Annotated in this window: 25 protein-coding genes and 1 pseudogene; 23 read left to right on the forward strand and 3 right to left on the reverse strand. The window is 48.2% G+C overall.

From position 1 onward, the window contains the following. Positions 1 to 260 precede the first annotated feature (260 nt). Positions 261 to 887: a stage II sporulation protein R gene (gene spoIIR, locus A4U59_RS05215; protein ID WP_070120161.1), complete on the forward strand. Its 627-nt coding sequence runs from the start codon at positions 261 to 263 to the stop codon at positions 885 to 887. Positions 888 to 913: 26 nt separating this feature from the next. Here spoIIR and A4U59_RS05220 read toward each other — a convergent pair whose 3' ends face one another. The 3 genes and pseudogenes from A4U59_RS05220 to A4U59_RS22185 form a co-directional block, all read right to left on the reverse strand. Further along, positions 914 to 1147 (reverse strand): hypothetical protein, encoded by a 234-nt coding sequence (locus A4U59_RS05220; RefSeq protein ID WP_066176151.1) that lies wholly within the window; start codon positions 1145 to 1147, stop codon positions 914 to 916. 382 nt (positions 1148 to 1529) lie between these two features. Continuing rightward, positions 1530 to 1688, reverse strand: coding sequence for a hypothetical protein (locus tag A4U59_RS21975; protein ID WP_211274902.1), 159 nt, complete (start codon positions 1686 to 1688; stop codon positions 1530 to 1532). 115 nt (positions 1689 to 1803) lie between these two features. Continuing rightward, a pseudogene (locus tag A4U59_RS22185) lies at positions 1804 to 1911 on the reverse strand (IS1595 family transposase); the annotation flags it as partial. A gap of 218 nt (positions 1912 to 2129) precedes the next feature. Here A4U59_RS22185 and A4U59_RS05225 point away from each other — a divergent pair. From A4U59_RS05225 to A4U59_RS05330, 22 genes are all read left to right on the forward strand, one after another. Further along, positions 2130 to 2588, forward strand: coding sequence for a GNAT family N-acetyltransferase (locus A4U59_RS05225; RefSeq protein WP_066176156.1), 459 nt, complete (start codon positions 2130 to 2132; stop codon positions 2586 to 2588). A gap of 128 nt (positions 2589 to 2716) precedes the next feature. Continuing rightward, entirely contained in the window at positions 2717 to 3766 is a 1050-nt protein-coding gene (locus tag A4U59_RS05230) for an L-threonylcarbamoyladenylate synthase (RefSeq protein ID WP_066176287.1), read from the forward strand. Between the two features lie 599 nt (positions 3767 to 4365). Further along, positions 4366 to 4923: a manganese efflux pump MntP gene (locus tag A4U59_RS05235; protein WP_066176159.1), complete on the forward strand. Its 558-nt coding sequence runs from the start codon at positions 4366 to 4368 to the stop codon at positions 4921 to 4923. A 395-nt stretch (positions 4924 to 5318) separates the two neighbouring features. Beyond that, positions 5319 to 5780: a low molecular weight protein arginine phosphatase gene (locus A4U59_RS05240; RefSeq protein ID WP_066176289.1), complete on the forward strand. Its 462-nt coding sequence runs from the start codon at positions 5319 to 5321 to the stop codon at positions 5778 to 5780. After that, positions 5780 to 7075 (forward strand): methyl-accepting chemotaxis protein, encoded by a 1296-nt coding sequence (locus A4U59_RS05245; protein WP_066176162.1) that lies wholly within the window; start codon positions 5780 to 5782, stop codon positions 7073 to 7075. Before A4U59_RS05240 ends, A4U59_RS05245 begins: the two co-directional genes overlap by 1 nt. Positions 7076 to 7343: 268 nt before the next feature. Further along, positions 7344 to 7913, forward strand: a complete 570-nt coding sequence (locus A4U59_RS05250) for a TIGR01440 family protein (RefSeq protein ID WP_066176165.1) — start codon at positions 7344 to 7346, stop codon at positions 7911 to 7913. Positions 7914 to 8063: 150 nt separating this feature from the next. Next, positions 8064 to 9305 (forward strand): serine hydroxymethyltransferase, encoded by a 1242-nt coding sequence (locus A4U59_RS05255; protein WP_066176291.1) that lies wholly within the window; start codon positions 8064 to 8066, stop codon positions 9303 to 9305. Positions 9306 to 9713: 408 nt separating this feature from the next. Next, complete coding sequence (upp, locus tag A4U59_RS05260; protein ID WP_066176169.1) at positions 9714 to 10343, forward strand: uracil phosphoribosyltransferase; 630 nt, start codon at positions 9714 to 9716, stop codon at positions 10341 to 10343. A gap of 476 nt (positions 10344 to 10819) precedes the next feature. Then, positions 10820 to 13027: a S8 family serine peptidase gene (locus tag A4U59_RS05265; protein ID WP_066176171.1), complete on the forward strand. Its 2208-nt coding sequence runs from the start codon at positions 10820 to 10822 to the stop codon at positions 13025 to 13027. Positions 13028 to 13273: 246 nt separating this feature from the next. Further along, on the forward strand, positions 13274 to 13471 hold the full coding sequence (locus A4U59_RS05270) for an AtpZ/AtpI family protein (RefSeq protein ID WP_066176294.1): 198 nt from the start codon (positions 13274 to 13276) through the stop codon (positions 13469 to 13471). Next, positions 13464 to 13847, forward strand: a complete 384-nt coding sequence (locus A4U59_RS05275) for an ATP synthase subunit I (RefSeq protein WP_066176174.1) — start codon at positions 13464 to 13466, stop codon at positions 13845 to 13847. The genes A4U59_RS05270 and A4U59_RS05275 overlap by 8 nt, the downstream gene beginning before the upstream one ends. A gap of 8 nt (positions 13848 to 13855) precedes the next feature. Then, the gene (gene atpB, locus A4U59_RS05280) at positions 13856 to 14599 is read left to right on the forward strand and encodes a F0F1 ATP synthase subunit A (protein WP_066176177.1); all 744 of its coding nucleotides are present in this window, start codon (positions 13856 to 13858) and stop codon (positions 14597 to 14599) included. Between the two features lie 62 nt (positions 14600 to 14661). Beyond that, complete coding sequence (atpE, locus tag A4U59_RS05285; protein WP_066176179.1) at positions 14662 to 14874, forward strand: F0F1 ATP synthase subunit C; 213 nt, start codon at positions 14662 to 14664, stop codon at positions 14872 to 14874. Positions 14875 to 15072: 198 nt separating this feature from the next. Next, positions 15073 to 15612, forward strand: a complete 540-nt coding sequence (gene atpF / locus A4U59_RS05290; RefSeq protein ID WP_245680500.1) for a F0F1 ATP synthase subunit B — start codon at positions 15073 to 15075, stop codon at positions 15610 to 15612. Further along, the gene (locus tag A4U59_RS05295) at positions 15609 to 16160 is read left to right on the forward strand and encodes a F0F1 ATP synthase subunit delta (RefSeq protein WP_066176182.1); all 552 of its coding nucleotides are present in this window, start codon (positions 15609 to 15611) and stop codon (positions 16158 to 16160) included. The genes atpF and A4U59_RS05295 overlap by 4 nt, the downstream gene beginning before the upstream one ends. A gap of 15 nt (positions 16161 to 16175) precedes the next feature. Further along, positions 16176 to 17684: a F0F1 ATP synthase subunit alpha gene (gene atpA, locus A4U59_RS05300; RefSeq protein ID WP_066176185.1), complete on the forward strand. Its 1509-nt coding sequence runs from the start codon at positions 16176 to 16178 to the stop codon at positions 17682 to 17684. Between the two features lie 181 nt (positions 17685 to 17865). Continuing rightward, positions 17866 to 18729 carry a F0F1 ATP synthase subunit gamma gene (locus tag A4U59_RS05305; protein WP_066176188.1) on the forward strand — a complete coding sequence of 288 codons (864 nt, stop codon included), beginning with the start codon at positions 17866 to 17868 and terminating at the stop codon, positions 18727 to 18729. A gap of 63 nt (positions 18730 to 18792) precedes the next feature. Further along, positions 18793 to 20202 carry a F0F1 ATP synthase subunit beta gene (gene atpD / locus A4U59_RS05310; RefSeq protein WP_066176190.1) on the forward strand — a complete coding sequence of 470 codons (1410 nt, stop codon included), beginning with the start codon at positions 18793 to 18795 and terminating at the stop codon, positions 20200 to 20202. Between the two features lie 72 nt (positions 20203 to 20274). Continuing rightward, complete coding sequence (locus A4U59_RS05315) at positions 20275 to 20679, forward strand: F0F1 ATP synthase subunit epsilon (RefSeq protein WP_066176193.1); 405 nt, start codon at positions 20275 to 20277, stop codon at positions 20677 to 20679. Between the two features lie 1309 nt (positions 20680 to 21988). Then, complete coding sequence (locus A4U59_RS05320) at positions 21989 to 22363, forward strand: NADH-quinone oxidoreductase subunit A (RefSeq protein ID WP_066176194.1); 375 nt, start codon at positions 21989 to 21991, stop codon at positions 22361 to 22363. Next, on the forward strand, positions 22354 to 22875 hold the full coding sequence (locus A4U59_RS05325; protein WP_066176197.1) for a NuoB/complex I 20 kDa subunit family protein: 522 nt from the start codon (positions 22354 to 22356) through the stop codon (positions 22873 to 22875). The genes A4U59_RS05320 and A4U59_RS05325 overlap by 10 nt, the downstream gene beginning before the upstream one ends. Next, positions 22868 to 24082 (forward strand): NADH-quinone oxidoreductase subunit C, encoded by a 1215-nt coding sequence (locus tag A4U59_RS05330; RefSeq protein WP_066176200.1) that lies wholly within the window; start codon positions 22868 to 22870, stop codon positions 24080 to 24082. The genes A4U59_RS05325 and A4U59_RS05330 overlap by 8 nt, the downstream gene beginning before the upstream one ends. The last annotated feature ends 3 nt before the right edge of the window (positions 24083 to 24085 follow it).

A 24085-nucleotide genomic window follows, 5' to 3' on the forward strand; every position in this document is an offset into this window, starting at 1 on the left:
AATGGGCAAAAGCCGGCTGTCTAAGCCGGCTTTCTTAACCATAAAGGATATTGTCAGCACGGAAGTATTTCAACGCATTCGCCAGCTTCTAGAATATAGATAAGTGCAGCTGCTGTCTTTGCCTAAAGACAGCAGCTGCAGGCGCAAATCTATTATCTGCCTGCCGCTTTATATGTCGAAATTTGCTCTCCATTTCTATGTTTAAGAGATTCGCATCCTGACCACAATGTTCTAGTGAAGGGATGGTGGAGAGCATGAACATGAAAAAAACAGCAATTATTTATCTTATATTTCTTTTAGTGAGCGTTAACCTATTACCGGCTGAAGGGGCAGGGCAGAAAGCGGCAGCTGCGGCTGAGCCGGTTGTCATTCCGGATGATGCCATCCGGCTGAGGATTCTGGCAAACAGCAACAGTGAGGAAGATCAGGCAATAAAGCGGCTTGTCCGCGACCGTGTAAACGACTCCATTAACGAATGGGTGGCAGACTTGACGTCGTTCGATGAAGCCCGAAAAGTGATCCGTTCTCATCTGCCGGAGATAAGGGGAATTGTTGGCAGTATTGTGGAAGAAAACAGCCCTGGCGGTAACTTTACTGTAAGCTTCCAGGAAAATGTGAAGTTTCCGACGAAACTATACGGAAACTTTATCTATCCGGCCGGAACCTATGAGGCGATTTTGATTTCGATCGGGAAGGCAGAAGGCGCAAACTGGTGGTGTGTGTTATTCCCTCCCCTTTGCTTCCTGGATTTTTCAAACGGTGATGCCGTGAAACAGGAGGAAACCGCGGTTAATGATGGTAAAGAGACGGAGCGAGTGGAAGTGAAATTCTTTGTCGTCGAATGGTTCAAAAAAGCCAAATCATTGTTCAGCCAGGAACCGGCATAGGCCGGTTCCTTTATTTCTCGGCTCTGTTAAAGTTTAATGTTGGTATTCCTTATATCATCTTTCTGGTCCTTTAATTCTCTTATTTCTTCTAACACAATTTTTGTACAAGCAACTATAAGTCCAACAATCAAAACCATTCCTGTATATATAGGCAATAAGTAACTTTCTGATACGCCTTTAACCTGATAAATAATATCATGAGGAATTACCCAAAAATTAAGTATATAAAAACCTAACATAATACCGATTATTAGTTTCATATTTTACCGCTCCTTTCACATTCCATAGAAATCCAATCCCTCATTTCATTTCAACCAGAAAAGAACCTTTGATTACTCAACAATCCTGCCCAATACGTGCATAATCCCAAAGAAAAGGTATGTTACTATAGCCCGACGCCCCAATAATTTGATAAGAAGTTGGTCATCCATGGCTTTTAAAATTACTGATTCGGTTTGATTGTTAATTGTAATTGTAATTGCCACTTTTATGTCCAGACCTTTTTTAAGTTTTTCTTTGAAGAGTTAAGGAATTGGGCTCAAAAGGAGTTTTGTAAACAGAACCATTTTTTCTAGCGAATGTCTTAGTTTCAACTACATCATTCCAACTAATAACGACACTAAGTTCCTCTTCTTAAAAATTTCATTTAGGTACGAAGGTAATACCATGCTCTGTATTATCGGTCGTCACATTAACCATGTCCTGAACTTCCCAATTCTCATTTTCATCTACATAAGTTGCTGCAAATTGTCTTTGTTCATTTGCACATTCAGTAGCCAACATTAAAAAAGATAATATCAACAGTAATTTCCTCAAATGTTTATGTTTTTTCCTTTCCAAAAGATAACATCATCGAATTACTTCTCTAAGGCTCCGTCAACTCCTTCTCCTATTCCATTAAACGGCCCGTTGAACAAGTAACAGTATTCCTTTGGTGTTGAATGTATTCTAACACTTGAAACCAAGCTAGGTAATTGTTCAGATATTTAGTTGCAACTCCATTAAAACGTTGTATCCATCCCTGGTGAAAGCGGGCACCCTGCAGCGGTTAACAGAGCCCATGATAAACTGAGTTAAAACCCGAGGGTCCTGCAGAAAAAGAATCCAATCGAGCATAGAAGACAAAGCTCAACCACAAAAAGCAACTACCAAAAACAGAATCTAGTTTTTCCTATCTGCAGGCATGAATCTCTCAAATCTCTCATAGAATAGATGCAACTGAGAACATAGGGAGTGGTGGATATGATGAAAAAGATACGATTTGCAGGGGAAGAGGATCGGGAAAAAATTGCGGAAGCGGCCAGGGCAGCAGGAATTACGGCAGAAGACAACGGCAAGGACGGGGTATTTTTGATGATGGAGAATGATGATCGGTCCATCAGCGCCGCAATAGGCATAAAAGTGAACGGCAAGGAGGGACTGCTTCGGTCCTTTATTTTGTCCCCGGGTACAGCACCGTCAGATATTTTGCATTTTTTCCAGCAGACGGTGGCGGCTGCAGAAAAGACAGGGGTGCGGCAATTGTTTCTCGTGACGCCGGACAGGCGGTTTTCACCATTTTTTGAAGCATTCGGATTCAAACAGGTGCCGAACCTGCAGGAAGAACCTGCGACAGAAGTACGCGGCAAGATTCAGGAGCTTCTCCATTCGGAAGGTGAAGATGGCATGTTGTTATGTTATGATTTTGATATTGTAAGTTAGCATGTCCACAAAGTTATCCACTATCCTTATGAAGTTATTAACAAACTGTGGATATGTAAGTGGATATCATTAAGGTAGAACTCAAAATAAACCCGTTGTATCAGGTAGAGGTGTAAAAAATGAAAGATTTGCATACAAAGTATTGGGTTGTGGAAAAGGAAGATGTAAACGATGAGAGTTATCCACAACTTGAAGAAGCGGCATTGCTGCTCAGGGATAATGAAACGGTCGCATTCCCTACAGAAACCGTGTATGGGCTGGGAGCAAATGCCCTCGCTGATGAGGCTGTGGATAAAATTTTCAGGGCGAAGGGACGGCCCGGCGATAACCCGCTCATCGTCCATATCGCTGAAATAGAACAGCTGGACAGTCTGGCTGCCGATGTTCCAGAAACGGCACAGTGGTTGATGGACGCATTTTGGCCGGGCGCGCTTACGCTTGTTTTAAAAAGCAAGGAAGGTGTATCGAGGAAAGTGACAGCCGGATTGCGTACAGTTGCCGTCCGGATGCCTGACCATCCGGTGGCGCTCGCTTTAATTGAAAAGGCAGGCGTTCCGATTGCTGCTCCAAGCGCCAATGTGTCAGGCCGGCCAAGCCCTACTTCGGCATCGCATGTGAAAGAGGATTTGGATGGAAGGATTGCCGGAATCGTCGATGGAGGAGAAACAGGAATCGGCGTCGAATCGACGGTTGTGGATTGCACCGGGGAAATTCCGATGATTCTTCGGCCGGGCGGGGTCACAAAAGAGCAGCTGGAAAAAGTGGCTGGAAAGATCAATGTCGATCCGGCCCTTGCAGAAGTGAAAGAAGCGCCGAAATCGCCGGGAATGAAATATACACACTATGCCCCGAAGGCTCCGCTTACGATTGTGGAAGGAGACCGGGCGTTTATCCAGCAGCTTGTGGATAACTCGCGTGCCGCAGGAAAAAAAGTTGGGGTGCTTACGACTTATGAACATGTGGATGGTTTTGTCGCGGACGCTGTTCTTCCCTGTGGATACCGGAGCAGGCCGGAAACCGTCGCCCGCGGACTGTACCAAACGCTGCGCAGCTTTGACGAATATGAACTCGATCTCATTTATTCCGAATCTTTTTCAGAAGAAGGGGTCGGCGCAGCGGTCATGAACAGGCTGCTGAAGGCGGCCGGCCACCGTGTGATCAATTCTGGAAAAGAATAAGCGATGGACGATTCCGGATTGGCCTTGAGGCTGGTCCGGGATTTTTTTCATAGCCAGGTATGTGAAAGAGGGGTATTGACTTTACACATGGTTGGGGCGGGTTCTCACAAGACAGCGTAGGCTTGCATGGACGATTCTTCATGAACTGCTCTTCTAACCGGTCCAGTGTATATGAAGTGATCGTGGCATTTTTTCGGCCGTGTGTGGGCGTGAAGGAACCTTTCCGGCGTGAAAGTGTCCTTGAACGGCGCGAAAACTAGTGAACGGCGTGAAATGCTCCGGTTTCCGCGTGTAAATCCGGAAATATCGCGGGAAATTTGTATCAATTGGCGTGAAATACTGCTCATTTGGCGTGAAAACCGCCGCACCGTTTGTGAGTTGGCCCAACCTTCAGACCTGATTAGAGCTTTTACAAGTCAGCACCAGACATGTAAAGTGTTTTTCATTCTTTTTCATGAGGTTTTCCTCAACTTTCTGCAATTACGAACCTTTTACAAATAACAACCAGTCCTTTACCAACCAGCACCTCTCCACTTTTCTATGTCTATTCCCGCCTGGACGTGCATAACGTGAAAGTAACAGGCCGGGGAGGGACAAGGATGGATGTTTCGATTTTAGGGGAGCTATTGACGCTGATGATTATGGCCTTTGCGCTGGGAATGGACGCATTTTCCGTCGGGCTTGGCATGGGGATGATCCCGCTGCGCCTGCTGCAGATTTTTAAAATCGGTATTACAATTGGCCTTTTCCATATCATTATGCCGCTTATGGGAATGGCAATCGGCAAACTGCTGTCAACCCACTATGGAACGATCGCAACGCTCATCGGAGGCGGCCTGCTTCTGCTGTTGGGGCTGCAGATGATTATTTCGTCCATTCGCCCGGGGGAGGACAGGATGATTACACCGGTTGGCACAGGGTTGCTTCTGTTTTCCCTCAGCGTAAGCCTGGACAGTTTTTCGGTCGGCTTGAGTCTCGGTATCTATGGGGTTCGGACCATTTTGACCGTCGCCCTTTTCGGCATCTTCAGCACGGTGCTGACATGGGGCGGGCTGCTGCTCGGCCGCAAGGTGCAGAACTGGCTCGGTACATACAGCGAGGTGCTCGGCGGCAGTATTTTATTTATGTTCGGCTTGAAGCTGCTTTTGCCGATTTGATGATTAAGCAGCATTCAATGTGCTCAAGGTGTGAAATTTCAGATAAAAATAGGAGGGAGCATCGATCTGGATGGTTCCCTTTTATTATGGCTTCTTGTACTGCTTTTAAAAAAACAAGAAGCCGGAGAGCGGACTTGACAGTGCTCCTTAGCGGATTTGGACAGGGAACTGATCCCTTGTCAGCCGAAAACACCTCCAATTAAAACCGACTTACGCAAAAAAACTTATGGATTCACACGCCTTTATTTTCAAAGCAGCCTATAAAAAAAGGCTATGCAAAAATTATCTACAAAGTATAAAAATGATAAAAGTTTCCGATATAATAAGTGACGTGGGAATGTTTTCTGAAGATGCAAGAAAAAAACGGAAACGTTTACCGCGGGGAGGAATTCGAAATGAAAAAGATATTATTCGTCTGTACTGGCAACACATGCCGGAGTCCAATGGCGGAAGCTCTGCTGGCAAACAAATCACAGGGCAAATATGAGGGAAAGTCGGCCGGGATATATGCAGCCGGCGGGAGCGGAGTCTCACCGCAAACGGAGCTTGTGCTGAAGGAGCTTGGGATTGAGATCGACCATGCATCTTCGCCGCTGACAAAGGAACTTCTCGAGTGGGCCGACCTGGTGCTTACCATGACGGAAAGCCACAAAGGCATGATCGGGCAGCAGCATCCGGAAACGCTTGATAAGCTTTTTACATTGAAGGAGTATACAGGCGGGAGCGGGGCGCCGGTTCTTGACATATCCGATCCGTTTGGCGGAGCCGCGGAAGTATACAGAGATACAAGAAAAGAGATCGAGGAGGAAGTTGGCCGCCTGATAAAAAAGCTGGAGGAGAATGAGGGGGAAAACTAGTGAAGCCGCAAAAGAAGCACCGGTTCAGCCTGCGCTGGAAGCTGGTTGTGTTTGTCACCATCCTGTCGCTTGTCACTTACACAGTCAGCGGATTATTCGTTTTTGTGCTTTATGATCTGATTAAAGAGTTTATTCCATTTGGTGAAATGACTTTCACGATCATCACGATGATTCTCGGAATTATGTGGACAGGCATTCTTGGATTTTTTGCCGCGGGTACAATTATTAATCCGCTGAAGCGGCTGGAAAAGACGGCACGGCGTGCTGCCGCAGGCGATATATCGCAGGATGCGGAAGTGTCCAGGTCGGATGATGAAATCCGCTCACTCGGCCTAGCTTTCAATGAAATGCTGGGCAATTTGCGGAGATTGATTGAAGGCGTCAATCATAACTTTGAAGATACGAATCAAAAAGTATCGGAAATTACAAAAGCGTCATACATAGCAAGTGAACAGGCAACGAATATCAGCCAAACGATTGAAGAAATCGCCCATGGAACCGAACAGTCGGCTGCATCCGTTCAAGACGCTGCCCAATCTGTGCAGCATTCGGCAAGCATTGCCGGGCAAGTCCAGGAAGAAGCGGAACAGACGCGGAAGCTGTCAATCGATATGGTAGAAGGGCTGAAAGAGAACCGGAAAGTCATCGAATCGCTTATTCACGGTATGGAAAAACTGTCGGATGGCCAGCAAACATCGCTCCATGCCGTCAACCGCCTGGAAAAAAATGCGAAGGAAGTTGGCGAAATCATTTCGCTCGTCGGGGAAATTGCGGAGCAAACGAATCTGCTCGCATTAAATGCTTCGATTGAAGCGGCGCGGGCCGGCGAGCACGGCCGGGGATTCGCGGTTGTTGCCGATGAAGTCAGGAAGCTGGCCGATGAAAGTGCGAAAGCCGTGAGCGGTATTTCGGCGCTCGTCAACACGATCCAGCAGGAAGTGAAAAATGTCGTCACTCATATCCACCAGCAGGTTGAAACAACTGAAACCGAAGTGAAAAAAGGAGCCGCAGCCAGCGAAGCCATCAAGGAGATGTCATCTTCCGTCGATAATGTCGCTGAATTTGTCGGTAAAATAACGGAACATGTGAATGAACAGCTTGAAAATATCCAGATGACGGCACGCCAATCTGAAACCGTCTCCGGTCTGATGGAAGAGACGTCTGCCGGCTCAGAAGAAGTGGCCGCTGCGATCCAGGAACAGACGGCAGCCATTGAAAACCTTTCTGTTGTCTGCGATGAGCTTTCCGCAAGTGCGGAATCACTGAAAAACGGCATCAAACGGTTCAAGGTATAAGGAAACGGCTCCTTTTGGGGCCGTTTATTTTTTTACCTTATAGGAAGATCTGCCCTCGTCTCGAATGGTGTGTCCCGATTGGCCGGCACTGGAGGAAATGGTCTGCTTATAAAAATCCAGTAATCCCGGCCAAACATTTTCTTTTTTCCGGCTGATATATTAAGATGGAAAGTATGAATTGACTGAACTTTTTAAACAGATAGTAATACAGGAAGTAAATCTCTTTTCTTATTGGGAAAAAGGAGTATCGAGGAAGGGGTTTTGGCTTATGAAAGGCGAACAAGTCAAAGAGCAGCTCCGCAAAGCGCTTGATGATTTGCAGGCATCGGCACAATTGAAACCCGGACAGCTTTTCGTGATCGGGTGCAGTACAAGTGAAGTGACAGGGAAGCGCATCGGAACGGCAGGGACGACCGATATCGCCGAAGATTTATATGAAGAAATCGCCCGGTTCAAGGAGCAGACGGGTGTTCAGCTCGCTTTTCAAGGGTGTGAACATATCAACAGAGCATTGCTGATCGAACGGGAAACAGCGGAATCCCGCGGGTACGGCCTGGTATCCGTCATACCGGCTGCCAGAGCGGGCGGTGCGATGGCTGCATATGCATATAGCAAGATGACCGATCCTGTCGTTGTGGAATTCATCAAGGCGGATGCCGGCATTGACATCGGCGACACCTTGATCGGCATGCACCTCAAGCATGTCGCTGTTCCGGTCAGGAGCAAGGTGAAATCAATTGGTGAAGCCCACCTGACCATGGCGAAAACCCGCCCCAAACTGATCGGCGGCGAGCGTGCAGTCTATAAACCCCACCAAAATACTTGCTTCGGCAAATGAAATAAACTGAGAAACAGATAAATACAATTGTATCCAACAACTGGCACAAAAAAGACCAAAACACCCATCGGTATTGATGGTAAAATAAAAACACAACCATACTCAAGGAGGCCAACCATGGAAAGAGTCGCTAGCAATACAGGCATCTCACTGAAGTCGCTGAAAGAACAGGACCGTGAACTTTATGAAGCAATCCAGCTGGAACTGGGCCGCCAGCGCAGCAAAATCGAATTGATCGCTTCTGAAAATTTCGTTTCTGAAGCGGTAATGGAAGCGCAGGGGTCCGTTCTTACGAATAAATATGCGGAAGGCTACCCGGACCGCCGTTATTATGGCGGCTGTGAATATGTCGACATCGCTGAAAACCTCGCCCGTGACCGTGCGAAAAAATTGTTTGGTGCAGAACATGCCAATGTCCAGCCTCACTCAGGGGCCCAGGCAAACATGGGCGTGTATTTCACGATTCTTGAACAGGGTGATACCGTTCTCGGCATGAACCTGTCCCACGGCGGCCACCTTACTCACGGAAGCCCGGTGAACTTCAGCGGCAAACAGTATAATTTCATTGAATACGGCGTAGATGAAAACAGCCATCGCATCAATTATGAAGATGTACTGGAAAAAGCGAAAAAACACCAGCCGAAACTGATTGTTGCCGGTGCAAGCGCCTATCCGCGCAGCATCGATTTCAAGAAATTCCGGGAAATTGCCGATGAAGTCGGTGCATACCTGATGGTGGACATGGCCCATATCGCCGGATTGGTTGCCGCAGGACTCCACCAGAATCCGGTTCCTTATGCAGACTTTGTCACAACAACAACCCATAAAACGCTCCGCGGCCCGCGCGGCGGTATGATTCTCTGCAAAGAAGAATATGCCAAGAAAATCGACAAATCGATTTTCCCTGGCATCCAGGGCGGCCCGCTTATGCACGTCATCGCTTCAAAAGCGGTCGCGTTCGGTGAAGCACTTGATGACAGCTTTAAAGATTATGCCAGCCATATTATCGACAACGCCAAACGCCTTGGCGAACAGCTTGAAAAACAAGGCTTGAATCTCGTTTCGGGCGGAACGGACAATCATCTGCTCCTCATTGATGTCCGCAACCTTGGCACGACAGGAAAAGCTGCCGAACATGCACTTGATGAAGTCGGCATCACCGTCAATAAAAACACCATTCCATTCGATCCGGAAAGTCCGTTTGTCACTAGCGGTGTCCGCATCGGAACAGCAGCGGTCACATCCCGCGGATTCGGCGTCAATGAAATGGATGAAATTGCAGCCATTATCGCCGGCACCCTGAAAAACATGGACGATGAAGAGAAGCTCGAGGAAATGAAAGAGCGTGTTGAGAACTTGACTGCAAAATTCACGCTTTATCCGAAACGATAAGTTTAATAAGAGCCCGTGCGTTACGGGCTCTTTTTGCTGTAAAAAAAGTCTGTCGGACGGGTGAATGGCAGTGGTGCCGGCTCTGTCCGGGAAAGTCCCTGCTGGCAGGCGGAGGCTTCCCTTTCAGAATTTTACTTGCACTGATTTCAGCGGTTTTGCCTTTTGTTTAAGAGGAAATAGATTCATTTAAGAGGATCAGCAATTATTTGAAGTGGACAAGTAATAACTCTCTCTGCTTCCGTCTGTCATCACAAAAAGCCGGGCGGGGCACCTTGCTGAAATGGAGGGATTTTACATTGGCAAGATTACTTGAATATCTGCCCCTTTTTCTGTACAATTCATCAAGAATACAAAGCATGCGACAGTAAGATGTTAAAAATTTTTTTATCATAAAGGAGCGATTTTGCGATGGGTAAAGTGTATGTATTCGATCATCCCCTGATTCAGCATAAGTTGACGTACATAAGAGACGTAAATACAGGTACGAAGGAATTCCGTGAGCTGGTAGATGAAGTGGCGAGCTTGATGGCATATGAAATCACACGCGACCTGCCGCTTGAAGATGTCGAGGTCCAAACACCGGTCAGCAAAGCGACGTCCAAAGTGATTTCCGGTAAAAAACTCGGCCTCGTGCCGATTTTGCGCGCAGGCCTTGGCATGGTTGACGGTATGCGCAAACTTGTTCCAACTGCAAAAGTCGGCCACGTCGGCCTGTACCGGGATCCGGAAACACTGAAGCCTGTTGAATATTATGTCAAGCTTCCAACTGACATTGAAGAACGCGAGCTGATCGTTGTCGACCCGATGCTTGCGACCGGCGGATCTGCAGCTGAAGCCATCACTTCATTGAAAAAGCGCGGAGCTTCAAACATAAAACTCATGTGCCTCATCGCCGCTCCTGAAGGGGTGGAAGCCGTAAAAGAAGCCCATCCTGACGTTGATATCTACCTGGCGGCACTCGATGAAAAACTGGACGAAAAAGGGTACATCGTACCAGGCCTCGGGGATGCCGGCGACAGGTTGTTTGGGACGAAGTGACACTTTGGAGAAGAGTCTATATAAGGCTCTTCTTTTTTATTTGTCTTTATGGAATTCCCGGAGCAATCTTCATGCAAGTACAAACTGTGTGAGATGAGCGCAATTACGCACCAGGATTTATTTAACTCGGCCGAGAAAAAGATAAATCTCCAGTAATGAGTTCAAATCATGAGCCTGCTCTGTTTAGAGTATATAAAATAAGCTGCCGGAACGCCTTTTGAACTCGGTATGTAAAGTGATATTTTCAAAAAAGATAATTTATCTTTTAAAAACCGAACTTATCCTCAAAACCGGCCGTTTATCTTTTTTTCTCATGAATTGCCGGCTCAGCTCTTCTCCAATGCTGCCAGAATCCCGGCAAAATAAACCCCGCTCACCCTTATCTTTCCCGCCAAAACACCACCCCTGCATGAAACCCCCGTTTTCCGCAAACGATAACAAACATCAAAACAGTACGAGTAAAGGAGACGGGTACCATGCGCAGACTGATTCTTTTCTTTGCCATCATTATCGTTCTTATCCCTCAGCCGGCACGGGCTTATACGTTTCCGGAACGGCCACCTGTTACGTATGGCCAATTCAATCCTGCTGAAACGGCGATTTTGACGACAGATGAGCCGGCCGCCGGTATTCTTACACTTGTAAAAGAACAGTATCCATCCATTACTGTTACAGCTGTTTACGATACGCTGTTTCATGGTTTAGCCGTGCGTGGAAAGAGGAGTGACATCAGGGATCTTGAAAACGAAATTAAACCGAAAGCAAGCGCCCCGGCTGCCGCTTACCGTGTGGATAATGAGAGCATATCGTTCATTGGTGCGTATGAGGTGCACCGTCTTTTTGATGAAAATGGGCGGCGTCTTACCGGCAAGGGTGTAAAAGTTGGAGTCATTGATACCGGGATTGATTACCGGCACCCTGATCTAAGGATCAATTACAGCGGGGGCTTTGATTTGATTGACGGCGACAGCGATCCAATGGAAACACAGGCACCGAAACAATTTGCCACCATTCACGGTACACATGTGGCGGGAATCATCGCTGCAAATGGGAAGCTTGAAGGCATAGCGCCTGATGCAGAAATTTTTGCATACCGCGCGCTTGGTCCAGGAGGAATGGGCAGCTCTGACCAGGTCATCGCGGCAATTGAAAAAGCGGTGGAAGATAAGGTGGACGTTTTAAATCTTTCGCTCGGCAATACGGTGAACGGACCTGATTGGCCGACGAGCCTTGCGCTTGATAAGGCGGTGGAAAATGGCGTCGTGGCTGTCACGTCGAGTGGGAATTCCGGCCCGGAGCGATGGACGGTCGGTTCTCCGGGCACTTCCGCTAAGTCGATTTCCGTTGGTGCTTCGGTACCGCCGCTTTCCCTCCCGTTCCTGACGGTTCCGCTGAAGGATAGGGAAATTCCGGTTGTTCTGATGCGCGGTTCGCAGCCGTGGCTTAAGGCACGGGAGGAATCGATCGTTTACGGGGACCTGGGCTATCCGGAAGACCTGGCAGAAGTTGAAGGCAAGGTTGTCCTGTTGAAACGCGGAACACTCCCGTTCACGGAAAAAGTCAAAAATGCCGAGAAAGCAGGTGCGCTCGCAGTCCTGATTTTCAATAATGAAAAAAGCCGTTTCAGCGGCCAACTTGAAGAACCGGTTTCCATTCCGGCAGCTTCACTTTCGAAAGAGGAAGGGGAATGGCTTCGGAAAACCATTGAAGAAGCCGGTACAATCAAAACCGGCTACCGCACTGTACAGGACAGGCTGGCTTTGTTCAGTTCGCGCGGGCCGGTCACACATACCTGGCAAGTGAAACCGGATATACTCGCCCCTGGTGTTGCGATTAACAGTACGGTTCCAGACGGCTACAGGGCGCTTGATGGAACAAGCATGGCAGCCCCGCATGCAGCCGGAGCGGCCGCATTGATCAAACAGGCGCATCCTGATTGGGTGCCTGAGCAGGTGAAGGCAGCCTTGATGAACACGGCTGCAAGGATCAAAGACAGAGATGGGAAGTATTATCTCCCCGATCAGCAGGGAGCCGGCCGCATCCGGACAGAACTGGCGGTCAATACAGCTACACTTGTATACCCTTCTTCTCTTTCCTTCAATATGATTAAAAAAATCCGGCACCGCACTGAGAAAAAAGTGGACATCACGATCGAGAATTTTGGCGGAATTGCTCGAACCTACTATATTAATACGCCAGAAAATGTGAATGGTATCCAGTGGAAGCTGCCTTACCCGGTCACCGTTCCAGCCGGAGCCCGCAAACAGGTTGAAATAGCGATTGATGTGCAGCCGGACCATATGGAAAAAGGGGTGCATCAAGGTTATTTGACAATAGAATCACGAGGGACCGATGATATTGCGATTCCTTACCTTTTTGTGGTGGATGAGCCTGATTACCCCAGAATCATGGGTTTTGAATGGAAACGCGATGAAAAAAGCGGAAAATATCAATATGATGTGTACCTGCCGGGAGGCGCTGATAAATTCGGGATTGCACTTTATGACCCGGATACGTTTCATTTCATCCAATATTTGGACTACCGGGAAAATGTGGAAAGGGGAATGTCGGCTTTTTGGCCGGATATCAAAAAGTTAGAGCCGGGGAAAGAGTATAAAGCGCTTGTGTTTGCGGAAAAGGACGGACAAGAAAACACCATTGAAACAATAATTGCAGCCTACTGAACAATCAATTATGTTACAATAGAAAACGAATGATTTTTTAGGTAGCAATTTTTTGGCAAATTAGTGAACAAATTAAGTCTAAACCAATTGACATCACTTCACGGGCTATTGTATGCTTACAAAGGACATAATGATAAGGTTTTCATTAGTGTAAAACCATTCTTTACATAAGAAGTCTGAATGGTTTGAACGGCACAAGAAGGAGCGTTGCCAGTGGGTGATGAAAAACGCTATCCTTTTCAAGCTATGGCCTTGATGTCTGCGGTTCTTTCCCAGCTCGCCGGCTCTGTCCTCATCGGGGTTTTCGGCGGCAGGTGGATCGACAAGCAGTTTGGCACCATGCCGCTGTTTCTGATAGTCGGCCTTTTACTGGGCCTTGCTGCGGGTGTGTACGGAGTGCTGCGCATAATCCAACGATTTATGGAGAAGAATGACGATGCCTGATCTTCAAATTCAATTCCGACGCACACAGAAATATCTCCTCTTTTTTCTTTCTTTTTTTGTCCTGGGATGGGGGTTTACTCCGTATCAATCGGTCTTTCTCGGTTTGATGCTCGGTACAGCTGTGAGTTTTTACAACATCTGGCTCCTGAAGCGGAAAACAATCAAGTTCGGAGAAGCCATGGCAACAGGGGGACGAGCTGTTTCGCTCGGTTTGCTGTCGAGGCTGGCGGCTGCGGGCGCTTCGGTTTTAATTGCCCTTGAGTTTCCTGATACATTCCATCTCATCAGTGTAGTAGTGGGATTAATGACATCTTATCTCGTCATTATGATAGACACCTTTATTCAATTACTAAACAAGCAGCCGGAAGAGAGGTGAGGTACATAATGGGACATGGAGCTCCTATTGTAGAAGTATTTAACATTCCCTGGTTAACGGTCAATCTGTCGAATGTTGTCATGATCACGATTACAGCCCTTATAGTGTTTTTGCTTGCTGTAGCGGGGACCCGTTCTTTGCAGATGCGTCCTTCAGGGATGCAGAACTTTATGGAATGGATTCTTGACTTTGTGAAAGGCATCATCGGCAGTACGATGGATTGGAAGACCGGCGGGCGTTTCCTGACTTTGGGAACGACACTGCTGATGTTCATTTTCGTCGCCAATATGCTGGGATTGCCGTTTGCGATTTATTTTGACAGTGAGCTGTGGTGGAAATCACCGACAGCCGACCCTACGATCACCCTGACATTTGCTGTCATGATCGTAGCGCTGACACACTATTACGGTGTGAAACTCAAAGGCGCGAAGGAATATGGAAAGGGCTTTTTCGAGCCGATGTCTTTCTTATTCCCTTTGAAACTGATCGAGGAGTTTGCCAACACGCTTACACTCGGCCTTCGTCTTTTCGGTAACATTTATGCCGGTGAGATTCTGCTGGGCTTGCTCGCTGGACTGGCAGTCGGAGGGTATGAGACTGGCATTATGAGCGGTGTGCTTGGAACACTTGCTGCAATTATTCCAATGATTGTCTGGCAAGCGTTCAGTATATTTGTCGGCGCCATCCAGGCGTTTATCTTCACCATGTTGACAATGGTTTATATGGCACACAAAGTGAGCCACGACCATTAATTATATACACTATATTAAGAGGAAATAAACTATTTTCTTATATTAAAAGGAGGACTTTTTCAATGGGTTTATTAGCAGCTGCAATTGCAATTGGTTTGGCGGCACTTGGTGCCGGTATCGGTAATGGTCTTATCGTGAGCCGTACAGTAGAGGGAATCGCACGTCAGCCGGAACTTCGCGGTGCGCTTCAAACGACAATGTTCATCGGTGTCGCACTTGTTGAGGCGATTCCAATCATCGCGGTTGTTATCGCGTTCATGGTATTCGGCGCATAATAATAAGATTTAATGGACAGTGTCTGATAATGGCGAAGATCGTTTTTAACGATAACCTTCGCCATTCCTTTATGTAAGTATTGAAAATGAACGGCAGCAGGCCGCCTGCCCGGCGGTCCGGCTGTCCTGTAAACTTCTGCATGTTGTAGTGGTTGTTCATGGCAATCATGAACCTGACTCTTGAAGGGAGTGAAAACCGTGTACTTTGGTTCTGGTAATTTCATCTACACCGCCGCGGAAGAAACACATGCGGCAGGGATTAATATTGGTGATATCATCTTTTCACTTGCGGCATTCCTTATTTTGCTGGCTTTGCTCCGCAAGTATGCATTCGGGCCGCTGATGAAAATCATGCAGGACCGTGAAGACCATATCGCCGGTGAGATCGAAGCAGCGGAGAAAAACCGCAAAGAAGCTGAAAAAATTGCTGCCGACCAGCGTGAAGCTTTGAAAGAAGCACGCCAGGAAGCACACGATATGATTGAGAATGCGAAGAAGCTCGGCGAACAGCAGCAGCAGGATATCATCGCGGCTGCCCGTGCAGAGGCTGAGCGCATGAAAGAAGGCGCCCTTAAGGAAATCGAGCAGGAGAAAGAAGCTGCAGTACGCCAGGTCCGCGACCAGGTTGCTTCCTTATCCGTAATGATCGCCTCCAGGGTTATTGAAAAAGAGCTTGACGCCGAGGCGCAGGATGAGCTGATCAATCAATACATCCGTGAAGTTGGGGATGAACGATGAGCAGAGATGTTGCAGCCAACCGTTATGCAGGCGCCCTTTTTGAAATAGCGAAGGAGAGGCAAATGCTGGACAAGGCGGAGCAGGATTTGCGCCTCGTCAAAGAAGTGTTTAGCGGCGATGATGAGCTTACGACGTTTTTGAATCATCCGAAAATCGAAAATGAACAGAAAAAGCAGGTCCTGATGGGAGCGTTTTTCCAGAGTCTCTCACCGGAAGTCATGAATACCTTGCTTTTGCTGACAGACCGCCGGCGCGGCGGATCGATTCAGGATGTGGCAGATTCCTTCATTGAGTTAGCCAACGAAGAGCGCGGAGTTGCTGATGCGAAAGCTTACTCAGTGCGCCCGCTGTCTGATGAAGAAACTCAAGCATTATCTGACATTTTTGCAAAGCGTGTCGGGAAACAATCGTTGTCTATTGAAAATATCGTCGACCCGTCTTTAGTGGGCGGCGTTAAACTCCGGATAGGAAACAGGATATATGACGGCAGTGTAAGCGGTAAGCTGGAACGCATCAAGCGTGAATTGGTGACTGCCGAAGATCGTTGATAAGGGGTGAAATGCATGAGCATCAAAGCTGAAGAAATCAGCGCTCTGATAAAGCAGCAGATTGAAAATTATCAATCTGATATTGAAGTTAGCGATGTCGGTACAGTCATCGAAGTTGGTGACGGTATCGCACGTGCACACGGACTTGACAATGTCATGGCAGGCGAACTTGTCGAGTTCTCAAACGGTGTAATGGGTCTTGCCCAGAACCTGGAAGAAAGTAATGTCGGTATCGTCATTCTCGGGCCTTACACAGAAATCCGTGAAGGTGACGAAGTACGCCGTACCGGCCGCATTATGGAAGTGCCTGTCGGTGAAGAACTTCTTGGCCGTGTGGTAAACCCGCTTGGCCAGCCGATCGATGGCCTCGGACCGATGGAAACGACGAAAACACGTCCGATCGAATCCGGCGCCCCTGGCGTAATGGATCGTAAATCAGTACATGAGCCGCTTCAAACCGGTATCAAGGCGATTGACTCCCTGATTCCAATCGGCCGCGGCCAGCGTGAGCTCGTCATCGGTGACCGCCAGACCGGTAAAACATCCGTCGCGGTTGATACAATCCTCAACCAGGGCGACCAGGATATGATTTGTATTTATGTTGCAATCGGACAGAAAGAATCCACTGTCCGCGGTGTTGTTGAAACGTTGCGTCAGCATGGCGCACTCGAATATACAATCGTCGTTACAGCAGGTGCATCTGACCCTGCACCTCTTCTTTACCTTGCGCCGTATGCAGGTGTATCAATGGGTGAAGAATTCATGTATAACGGAAAGCATGTCCTTGTCGTATACGATGACCTGTCCAAACAGGCAGCGGCATATCGTGAACTTTCCTTGCTGCTCCGCCGTCCTCCAGGCCGTGAAGCATTCCCTGGTGACGTATTCTACCTTCACTCCCGCCTGCTTGAGCGTGCTGCCAAGCTGAGCGATGCATTGGGCGGAGGATCACTGACTGCACTGCCGTTCATCGAAACACAGGCAGGCGACGTATCGGCATACATCCCGACGAACGTTATCTCCATCACGGACGGACAGATCTTCTTGCAGTCCGACCTGTTCTTCTCAGGTGTACGCCCTGCCGTTAACGCAGGTTTGTCGGTATCACGTGTCGGCGGTTCCGCACAGATCAAGGCGATGAAGAAGGTATCAGGTACGCTCCGTCTTGACCTTGCCTCTTACCGTGAATTGGAAGCATTCGCACAGTTCGGCTCCGACCTTGATAAAGCGACACAGGCAAAGCTGAACCGCGGTGCTCGTACGGTTGAAATCCTGAAGCAGGGCCTTCATGAGCCGCTTGCCGTAGAATTGCAGGTTGCCAGCCTTTATGCGCTGACACGCGGATTCCTGGATGACATTCCGGTTACGGACATCCGCCGTTTTGAATCCGAGTTCCATACATGGCTGCAGCATAACCGCAAAGAACTGCTATCCGGCATCCGTGAAACAGGAAACCTTCCGGATGAAGGTGAGTTCAACGCGGCAATCGAAGAGTTCAAAAAGTCATTCTCCATTTCTGAATAAGACTTGCAGAATAGATAGTATCCCGATTTTGGAAAAACGGTGTCTATGAAAAATAGTATTCCGGAGGCGGATTGCCTGTGTGAGGATTCAGCAGAAGCCTGAATTGCAGCAAAGGGCTTTCCCGCCTCGGAATCAATGAATGTTTTGAATAGCGCCAACCTAAAAAAGGTGGTGAGAACGAATGGCATCCTTGCGTGATTTAAAAAGCCGGATCGGTTCCACTAAGAAAACAAAACAGATTACAAAAGCGATGGAGATGGTTTCTGCCTCCAAACTGAACCGTGCCGAGACCAATGCGAAACGGTTTGTGCCTTACATGGATAAAATCCAGGAGGTAGTGGCAAGCATTGCAGCAGGCACAACGGGTGTAAGCCATCCGATGCTTCAGAAGCGTTCTGTCAGCAAGACCGGCTACCTGGTCATCACTTCTGACCGCGGCCTGGCAGGTGCTTACAACAGTAACGTCCTTCGCAATGTATATAACACGATCAATCAGCGCCATAAATCGGCTGATGAGTATACAATCATCGTAATCGGCCGGGTCGGCCGCGACTTCTTCAAAAAACGCAATATGCCGGTCTCCCTGGAGATTACAGGCCTTGCGGACCAGCCGCAGTTTTCCGATATAAAAGACATCGCCAACAAAGCGGTCCAGATGTTCATCGATGGTGCGTATGATGAATTGTACATGTACTACAATCATTATGTCAGCGCCATTCAGCAGGATCTTACCGAGAAAAAAGTTCTGCCGCTGACGGACATTGCAGCTGATGCCGATGCAAAGCTCACCTCATACGAGTATGAGCCAGCCCAGGAAGACATCCTGGAAGAGCTTCTGCCGCAGTATGCGGAAAGCTTGATTTACGGCGCACTGCTTGACGGTAAAGCGAGTGAACACGCAGCGCGTATGACGGCAATGAGGAATGCGACCGACAATGCCGATGACATCATCAGCAATCTTACACTGCAGTATAACCGTGCCCGCCAGGCTTCCATTACACAGGAAATCACCGAAATCGTCGGCGGAGCAGCTGCGCTCGAATAATAGAATGGACGAAAATTGCGTATAGATGCGCACAATGTGCAAGTGAAGTTAGGAGGGAATGTGATGAATAAAGGACGCGTTACGCAAGTTATGGGTCCGGTTGTCGACGTCAAGTTTCCGAGCGGCAGCCTTCCAGAGATTTATAACGCGCTTGAAGTTACGTATGAAGTTGATGGCAAGCAGACAGACCTGACGCTGGAAACATCCCTTCACCTTGGGGATGACACAGTCCGTACGGTAGCGATGGCTTCCACCGATGGCCTGGTCCGCGGCACAGAAGTCACTGACCTGGGGGCACCGATCTCAGTTCCAGTCGGAGATGTCACCCTTGGCCGTGTATTCAACGTACTTGGAGAAAATATCGACCTGGATGAACCGCTTGGTGCAGACGTACAGCGTGACCCGATTCACCGCCAGGCACCGAAATTCGAAAACCTGTCCACGACAACTGAAATCCTTGAAACAGGGATCAAAGTCGTTGACCTTCTTGCCCCTTACATCAAGGGTGGTAAGATCGGCCTTTTCGGAGGTGCGGGTGTAGGTAAAACCGTACTGATCCAGGAATTGATCAATAACATCGCCCAGGAACACGGCGGTATTTCCGTATTTGCCGGCGTTGGTGAACGTACACGTGAAGGTAACGACCTTTACTTTGAAATGAAAGATTCCGGAGTTATCAGCAAAACTGCCATGGTATTCGGCCAGATGAACGAACCGCCGGGTGCGCGTATGCGTGTTGCCCTGACCGGCCTGACAATGGCTGAATATTTCCGTGATGAACAGGGACAGGACGTTCTGTTCTTCATCGATAACATTTTCCGTTTCACACAGGCGGGTTCCGAAGTATCCGCATTGCTGGGCCGCATGCCTTCAGCGGTAGGTTACCAGCCGACGCTGGCAACCGAGATGGGCCAGCTTCAGGAGCGGATCACATCGACAGATAAAGGTTCCGTTACATCCATCCAGGCGATCTATGTACCGGCCGATGACTATACTGACCCGGCACCGGCAACAACATTCGCCCACCTGGATGCAACGACAAACCTTGAACGTAAGCTTTCTGAACAGGGGATCTATCCTGCGGTTGACCCGCTGGCATCGACTTCCCGTGCACTTTCACCGGAAATCGTCGGTGAAGAGCACTATGAAATCGCACGCCAGGTCCAGGAAACCCTGCAGCGTTATAAAGAACTTCAGGATATCATCGCCATCCTCGGTATGGATGAATTGTCCGATGAAGATAAACTGACTGTACACCGTGCCCGCCGGATCCAGTTCTTCCTTTCACAGAACTTCCACGTTGCCGAGCAGTTCACAGGGCAGCCGGGTTCTTATGTACCAGTCAAAGAAACAGTCAAAGGCTTCAAAGAAATCCTTGACGGCAAGCACGATGACCTGCCGGAGGATGCATTCCGCCTTGTCGGCCGGATTGAAGAAGTCGTTGAAAAAGCAAAACAAATGCAAGAGGCTTAAGGGGTTGACGAAGACCGATTCATTACAGGATCAGCCGCAGGTTGAACCAACTAGCCCAGGGAGGGTGTTGCAATGAGTACAATGAAAGTCAATGTAGTTACCCCTGACGGCCCGGTCTATGACGGCGAAGTGGAAATGGTAAGCACAAAAGCTCAAAGCGGTGAGCTTGGTATCCTGCCAGGACACATCCCGTTAGTCGCCCCGCTCGCAATCGGGGCAGTCCGCTTGAAAAACGGAAGCGATACAGATCTAATCGCTGTCAGCGGTGGCTTCTTGGAAGTGCAGCAAGAGCAAGTCACGATACTTGCCCAAGCAGCAGAGAAGGCTGAACAAATTGATATCGATCGCGCCCGTGCCGCTAAAGAACGTGCTGAGCGCCGGCTGCAGCAGACAAGGCAGGATGATGTCGACTTCAAACGCGCCGAAATGGCGTTGAAGCGTGCCATCAATAGACTGGACGTGGGCGGTAACACGTAATAAAAGCAAAAGGCGCCGGCTCAACGGCGCATGCTTGAAACAGGGCCCCGCTGGATGGAAAAGATTCCTTCCAGCGGGGCCCGTATTTATGTGTTTCTGTTTTCTTCTATATTAAATTAATGATGATGGATTGTTGTTTTAATGAAAGACAGGGGATCCGGGGATTGTGTTCTTTTTTGCGTGGATATGTAATGGAGATTTCTTTACACTAAAACAACAAGCTGATGCAAGATTGCTTGTATTAGAAGCGTGGGGACCGGAGTGTCGTGCCTGTAAAGAGGCCAACCAGCAAATTATAGGCACGGGAACGTGACTCTAGTGCCTATAAAGAGGCCGACCAGCAGAATAAGGGCACGGGAACGTGAATCTCGTGCCTATAAAGAGGCTGACCAGCAGAATATAGGCACGGGAACGTGAATCCCGTGCCTATAAAGAGGCTGACCAGCAAATTATAGGCACGGGAACCAGAATCTCGTGCCTATAAAGAGGCTGACCAGCAGAATATGGTCACGGGAACGTGAATCTCGTGCCTATAAAGAGGCCGACCAGCAGAATATGGTCACGGGAACGTGAATCTCGTGCCTATAAAGAGGCCGACCAGCAGAATATGGTCACGGGAACGTGAACCTCGTGCTTATAAAGAGGCCAAGCAGCAGAATATAGGCACGGGAACGTGAACCTCGTGCCTATAACGAGATCAACCAGCAAATTATAGACACGCGAACCGATCCCACCTGCCTATAATGACACCAAGCAGCTTAATATAGTCACAAGAAACAAAATCCCCTAACTTAATCTTAAAACAGAACTTAAACAAACATACACAAAGCATCCAAAACAAAATCACTTCCCTATCAACAACCCTGCACACAAGGAAAAGCAATCATTGTTACACAACAGACGCTTCCTTATATTTCTGTCATTGGACAATCCGTCCATATAAAAAGGACCAATTCAAATAGAAAAAAAGTTTCTTAATTCCGTCACAATCATCGCTATACATATATATAAGAAAGCTTTTACTGGTAAGTTCTGGTCCTTGATCAGGCAAAACCCTGGCTGGTATTACGTTGTAAACGCTTTGCAGGACCTTTGTGACTATTTGAACAAAATGGGTAAATAACAATCATAAATCAGCAAATTTCGACCGTCAACAACAATTTGAAAACGTCAAAAACCATTCACAAATCCGGTAAAAATTAATCCGAAAAGATGTCCATACATCTGCCGGGTGTTATCGACACAAATATTGGGATTTGCTATAATGATTACGGTTACAAAAGTTTAGTGGAAGATGGAGGGGGCGGGTATGGAACAGTTGTTTCTGTATCAAAACAATTACATTTTGGTAGGAATTTTCTTAATCTTGGGTGTATTGTTGCCGGTTGTGGCGTTGAGCTTTGGGACGCTGTTAAGACCGTCTGCACCGAATGAAAAGAAACAGGAGACGTATGAAAGCGGTATCGAACCGGTAGGGGACAGCCGTGTTCAGTTTAATGTAAGGTATTATATTTTCGCCCTGATGTTTGTCATATTTGATGTTGAAACCGTCTTTTTGTATCCATGGGCAGTGGCCTATGACAAACTGGGCATTTTTGCACTGATTGAAATGCTGATTTTCGTCATTATGCTCATTATTGGGCTTGTGTATGCCTGGAAAAAGAAGGTGCTAAAATGGAGCTAAACCTGGAGAATATCACACCAGAAGAATATGCAGAACTTGAGCGCAACGTGTTCATGACAACGCTTGAACAGGTAAAAGGCTGGGCGCGAAGCAATTCGCTCTATCCGCTCACCTTCGGGCTGGCCTGTTGTGCCATTGAAATGATGGGTGTCGGATCATCCCACTATGACCTGGACCGGTTCGGATCTTTTTTCCGTACATCGCCGCGCCAGTCGGATGTCATGATTGTTTCCGGAACCGTTACAAAGAAAATGGCGCCTGTCATGAGAAGGCTGTATGAGCAGATGCCTGAACCTAAATGGGTTATTGCGATGGGTTCATGTGCGACAGCCGGGGGTCCTTATATCAATTCATATGCCGTTGTAAAAGGGGCGGATCAAGTCGTTCCTGTAGACGTTTATATTCCTGGCTGCCCGCCAAATCCGGCAGCTTTGATTTATGGTCTCAATAAACTCAAGGAAAAAATCCGCTACGAGGCTAAAACCGGAAAGCGGGTGAATGCGAATGAGTGAGAAAGACCTTGAACAGCAGAAAAAAGAAGCGGCAGCCAAAGCAAAAGCCGCGGCGCAAGCGAAAGCTGCAGCTATGAAAAAACAACAGGAATCAGGTGCTGCGCCTGAAGATGAAAAAGCGAAAGCGGCGGCAGAAGCGAAAGCAAAAGCCGCTGAATTGAAGAAAGAGCAAGAAACAGGTGGCACATCAGAAGATGAAAAAGCAAAAGCGGCAGCCAAAGCGAAGGCAGCGGCAGCAGCGAAGGCGAAAGCCGCAGCCAAGAAGAAAGAGCAAGAAACAGGCGGCGCATCAGACGATGAAAAAGCGAAAGCGGCAGCCAAAGCGAAGGCAGCGGCAGCAGCGAAGGCGAAAGCCGCGGCCAAGAAGGAAGAGCAAGAAACAGGCGGCGCATCAGACGATGAAAAAGCGAAAGCGGCAGCCAAAGCGAAGGCAGCGGCAGCAGCGAAGGCGAAAGCCGCAGCCAAGAAGGAAGAGCAGGAAACAGGCGGCGCATCTGACGACGACAAGGCGAAAGCGGCAGCCAAAGCAAAGGCAGCGGCAGCAGCCAAGGCAAAAGCGGCAGCAGCGGCCAAGGCGAAAGCTGGCGGTGCCGGTGCAGCCGATGATGAGAAAGCGAAAGCGATTGCAGCAGCCAAAGCAAAAGCGAAAGCGGCAGCAGCGGCCAAAGCGAAAGCGGCCACCTCTTCCGGCGGCAAAGAGGCAGCCGAAGAAGAGCAGGAAGAGCCGTCACCGAACCAGCCGCTGCTCGACAAATATGTGAAAGTCATTGAAGATAATCTTGGCAGTGAGATTCTCGAAGACTCATATATTAACAAGCTTTCCAAAGATGTACCTACCCTTGTGGTGAATAAAGACAGCTATTACAAGCTCGCCGAGTTCCTGAAATTCAATGAACAGTTGAGCTTTGAATATCTATCAGAATTGCACGGGACAGATTTCCAGACTCATATGGAAATTTACGCCCATCTTTATTCGTATAAAAACCGTCAGCCGGTGGCAGTCAAAGTGAAAATAGACAGGGACCATCCTGAAATCGAATCACTTGAGCCGGTCTGGAAGGGCGCCAACTGGCCTGAACGCGAAGCTTATGACTTACTAGGGATCATATTCAAAGGCCATCCGGACTTGAGGCGCATCATGCTGACAGAAGAGTGGGTGGGCCATCCTCTTCGAAAAGACTATGAACCGTACGACGTGGAGGTGTAGCGC

The organism is Bacillus marinisedimentorum (assembly GCF_001644195.2).
Taxonomy (GTDB): Bacteria; Bacillota; Bacilli; order Bacillales; family Bacillaceae_O; genus Bacillus_BL; species Bacillus_BL marinisedimentorum.

Coding starts and splice junctions, on each gene's coding strand:
- spoIIR (WP_070120161.1), top strand. CDS start 261: ATGAAAAAAACAGCAATTATTTATCTTATATTTCTTTTAGTGAGCGTT.
- A4U59_RS05240 (WP_066176289.1), top strand. CDS start 5,319: ATGAAAAAGATATTATTCGTCTGTACTGGCAACACATGCCGGAGTCCA.
- A4U59_RS05220 (WP_066176151.1), bottom strand. CDS start 1,147: ATGAAACTAATAATCGGTATTATGTTAGGTTTTTATATACTTAATTTT.
- upp (WP_066176169.1), top strand. CDS start 9,714: ATGGGTAAAGTGTATGTATTCGATCATCCCCTGATTCAGCATAAGTTG.
- A4U59_RS05320 (WP_066176194.1), top strand. CDS start 21,989: ATGGAACAGTTGTTTCTGTATCAAAACAATTACATTTTGGTAGGAATT.
- A4U59_RS05225 (WP_066176156.1), top strand. CDS start 2,130: ATGATGAAAAAGATACGATTTGCAGGGGAAGAGGATCGGGAAAAAATT.
- A4U59_RS05270 (WP_066176294.1), top strand. CDS start 13,274: ATGGCCTTGATGTCTGCGGTTCTTTCCCAGCTCGCCGGCTCTGTCCTC.
- atpE (WP_066176179.1), top strand. CDS start 14,662: ATGGGTTTATTAGCAGCTGCAATTGCAATTGGTTTGGCGGCACTTGGT.
- A4U59_RS05325 (WP_066176197.1), top strand. CDS start 22,354: ATGGAGCTAAACCTGGAGAATATCACACCAGAAGAATATGCAGAACTT.
- atpA (WP_066176185.1), top strand. CDS start 16,176: ATGAGCATCAAAGCTGAAGAAATCAGCGCTCTGATAAAGCAGCAGATT.
- A4U59_RS05275 (WP_066176174.1), top strand. CDS start 13,464: ATGCCTGATCTTCAAATTCAATTCCGACGCACACAGAAATATCTCCTC.
- A4U59_RS05265 (WP_066176171.1), top strand. CDS start 10,820: ATGCGCAGACTGATTCTTTTCTTTGCCATCATTATCGTTCTTATCCCT.
- A4U59_RS05315 (WP_066176193.1), top strand. CDS start 20,275: ATGAGTACAATGAAAGTCAATGTAGTTACCCCTGACGGCCCGGTCTAT.
- atpB (WP_066176177.1), top strand. CDS start 13,856: ATGGGACATGGAGCTCCTATTGTAGAAGTATTTAACATTCCCTGGTTA.
- A4U59_RS05330 (WP_066176200.1), top strand. CDS start 22,868: ATGAGTGAGAAAGACCTTGAACAGCAGAAAAAAGAAGCGGCAGCCAAA.
- A4U59_RS05250 (WP_066176165.1), top strand. CDS start 7,344: ATGAAAGGCGAACAAGTCAAAGAGCAGCTCCGCAAAGCGCTTGATGAT.
- A4U59_RS05295 (WP_066176182.1), top strand. CDS start 15,609: ATGAGCAGAGATGTTGCAGCCAACCGTTATGCAGGCGCCCTTTTTGAA.
- atpD (WP_066176190.1), top strand. CDS start 18,793: ATGAATAAAGGACGCGTTACGCAAGTTATGGGTCCGGTTGTCGACGTC.
- A4U59_RS05235 (WP_066176159.1), top strand. CDS start 4,366: ATGGATGTTTCGATTTTAGGGGAGCTATTGACGCTGATGATTATGGCC.
- A4U59_RS05305 (WP_066176188.1), top strand. CDS start 17,866: ATGGCATCCTTGCGTGATTTAAAAAGCCGGATCGGTTCCACTAAGAAA.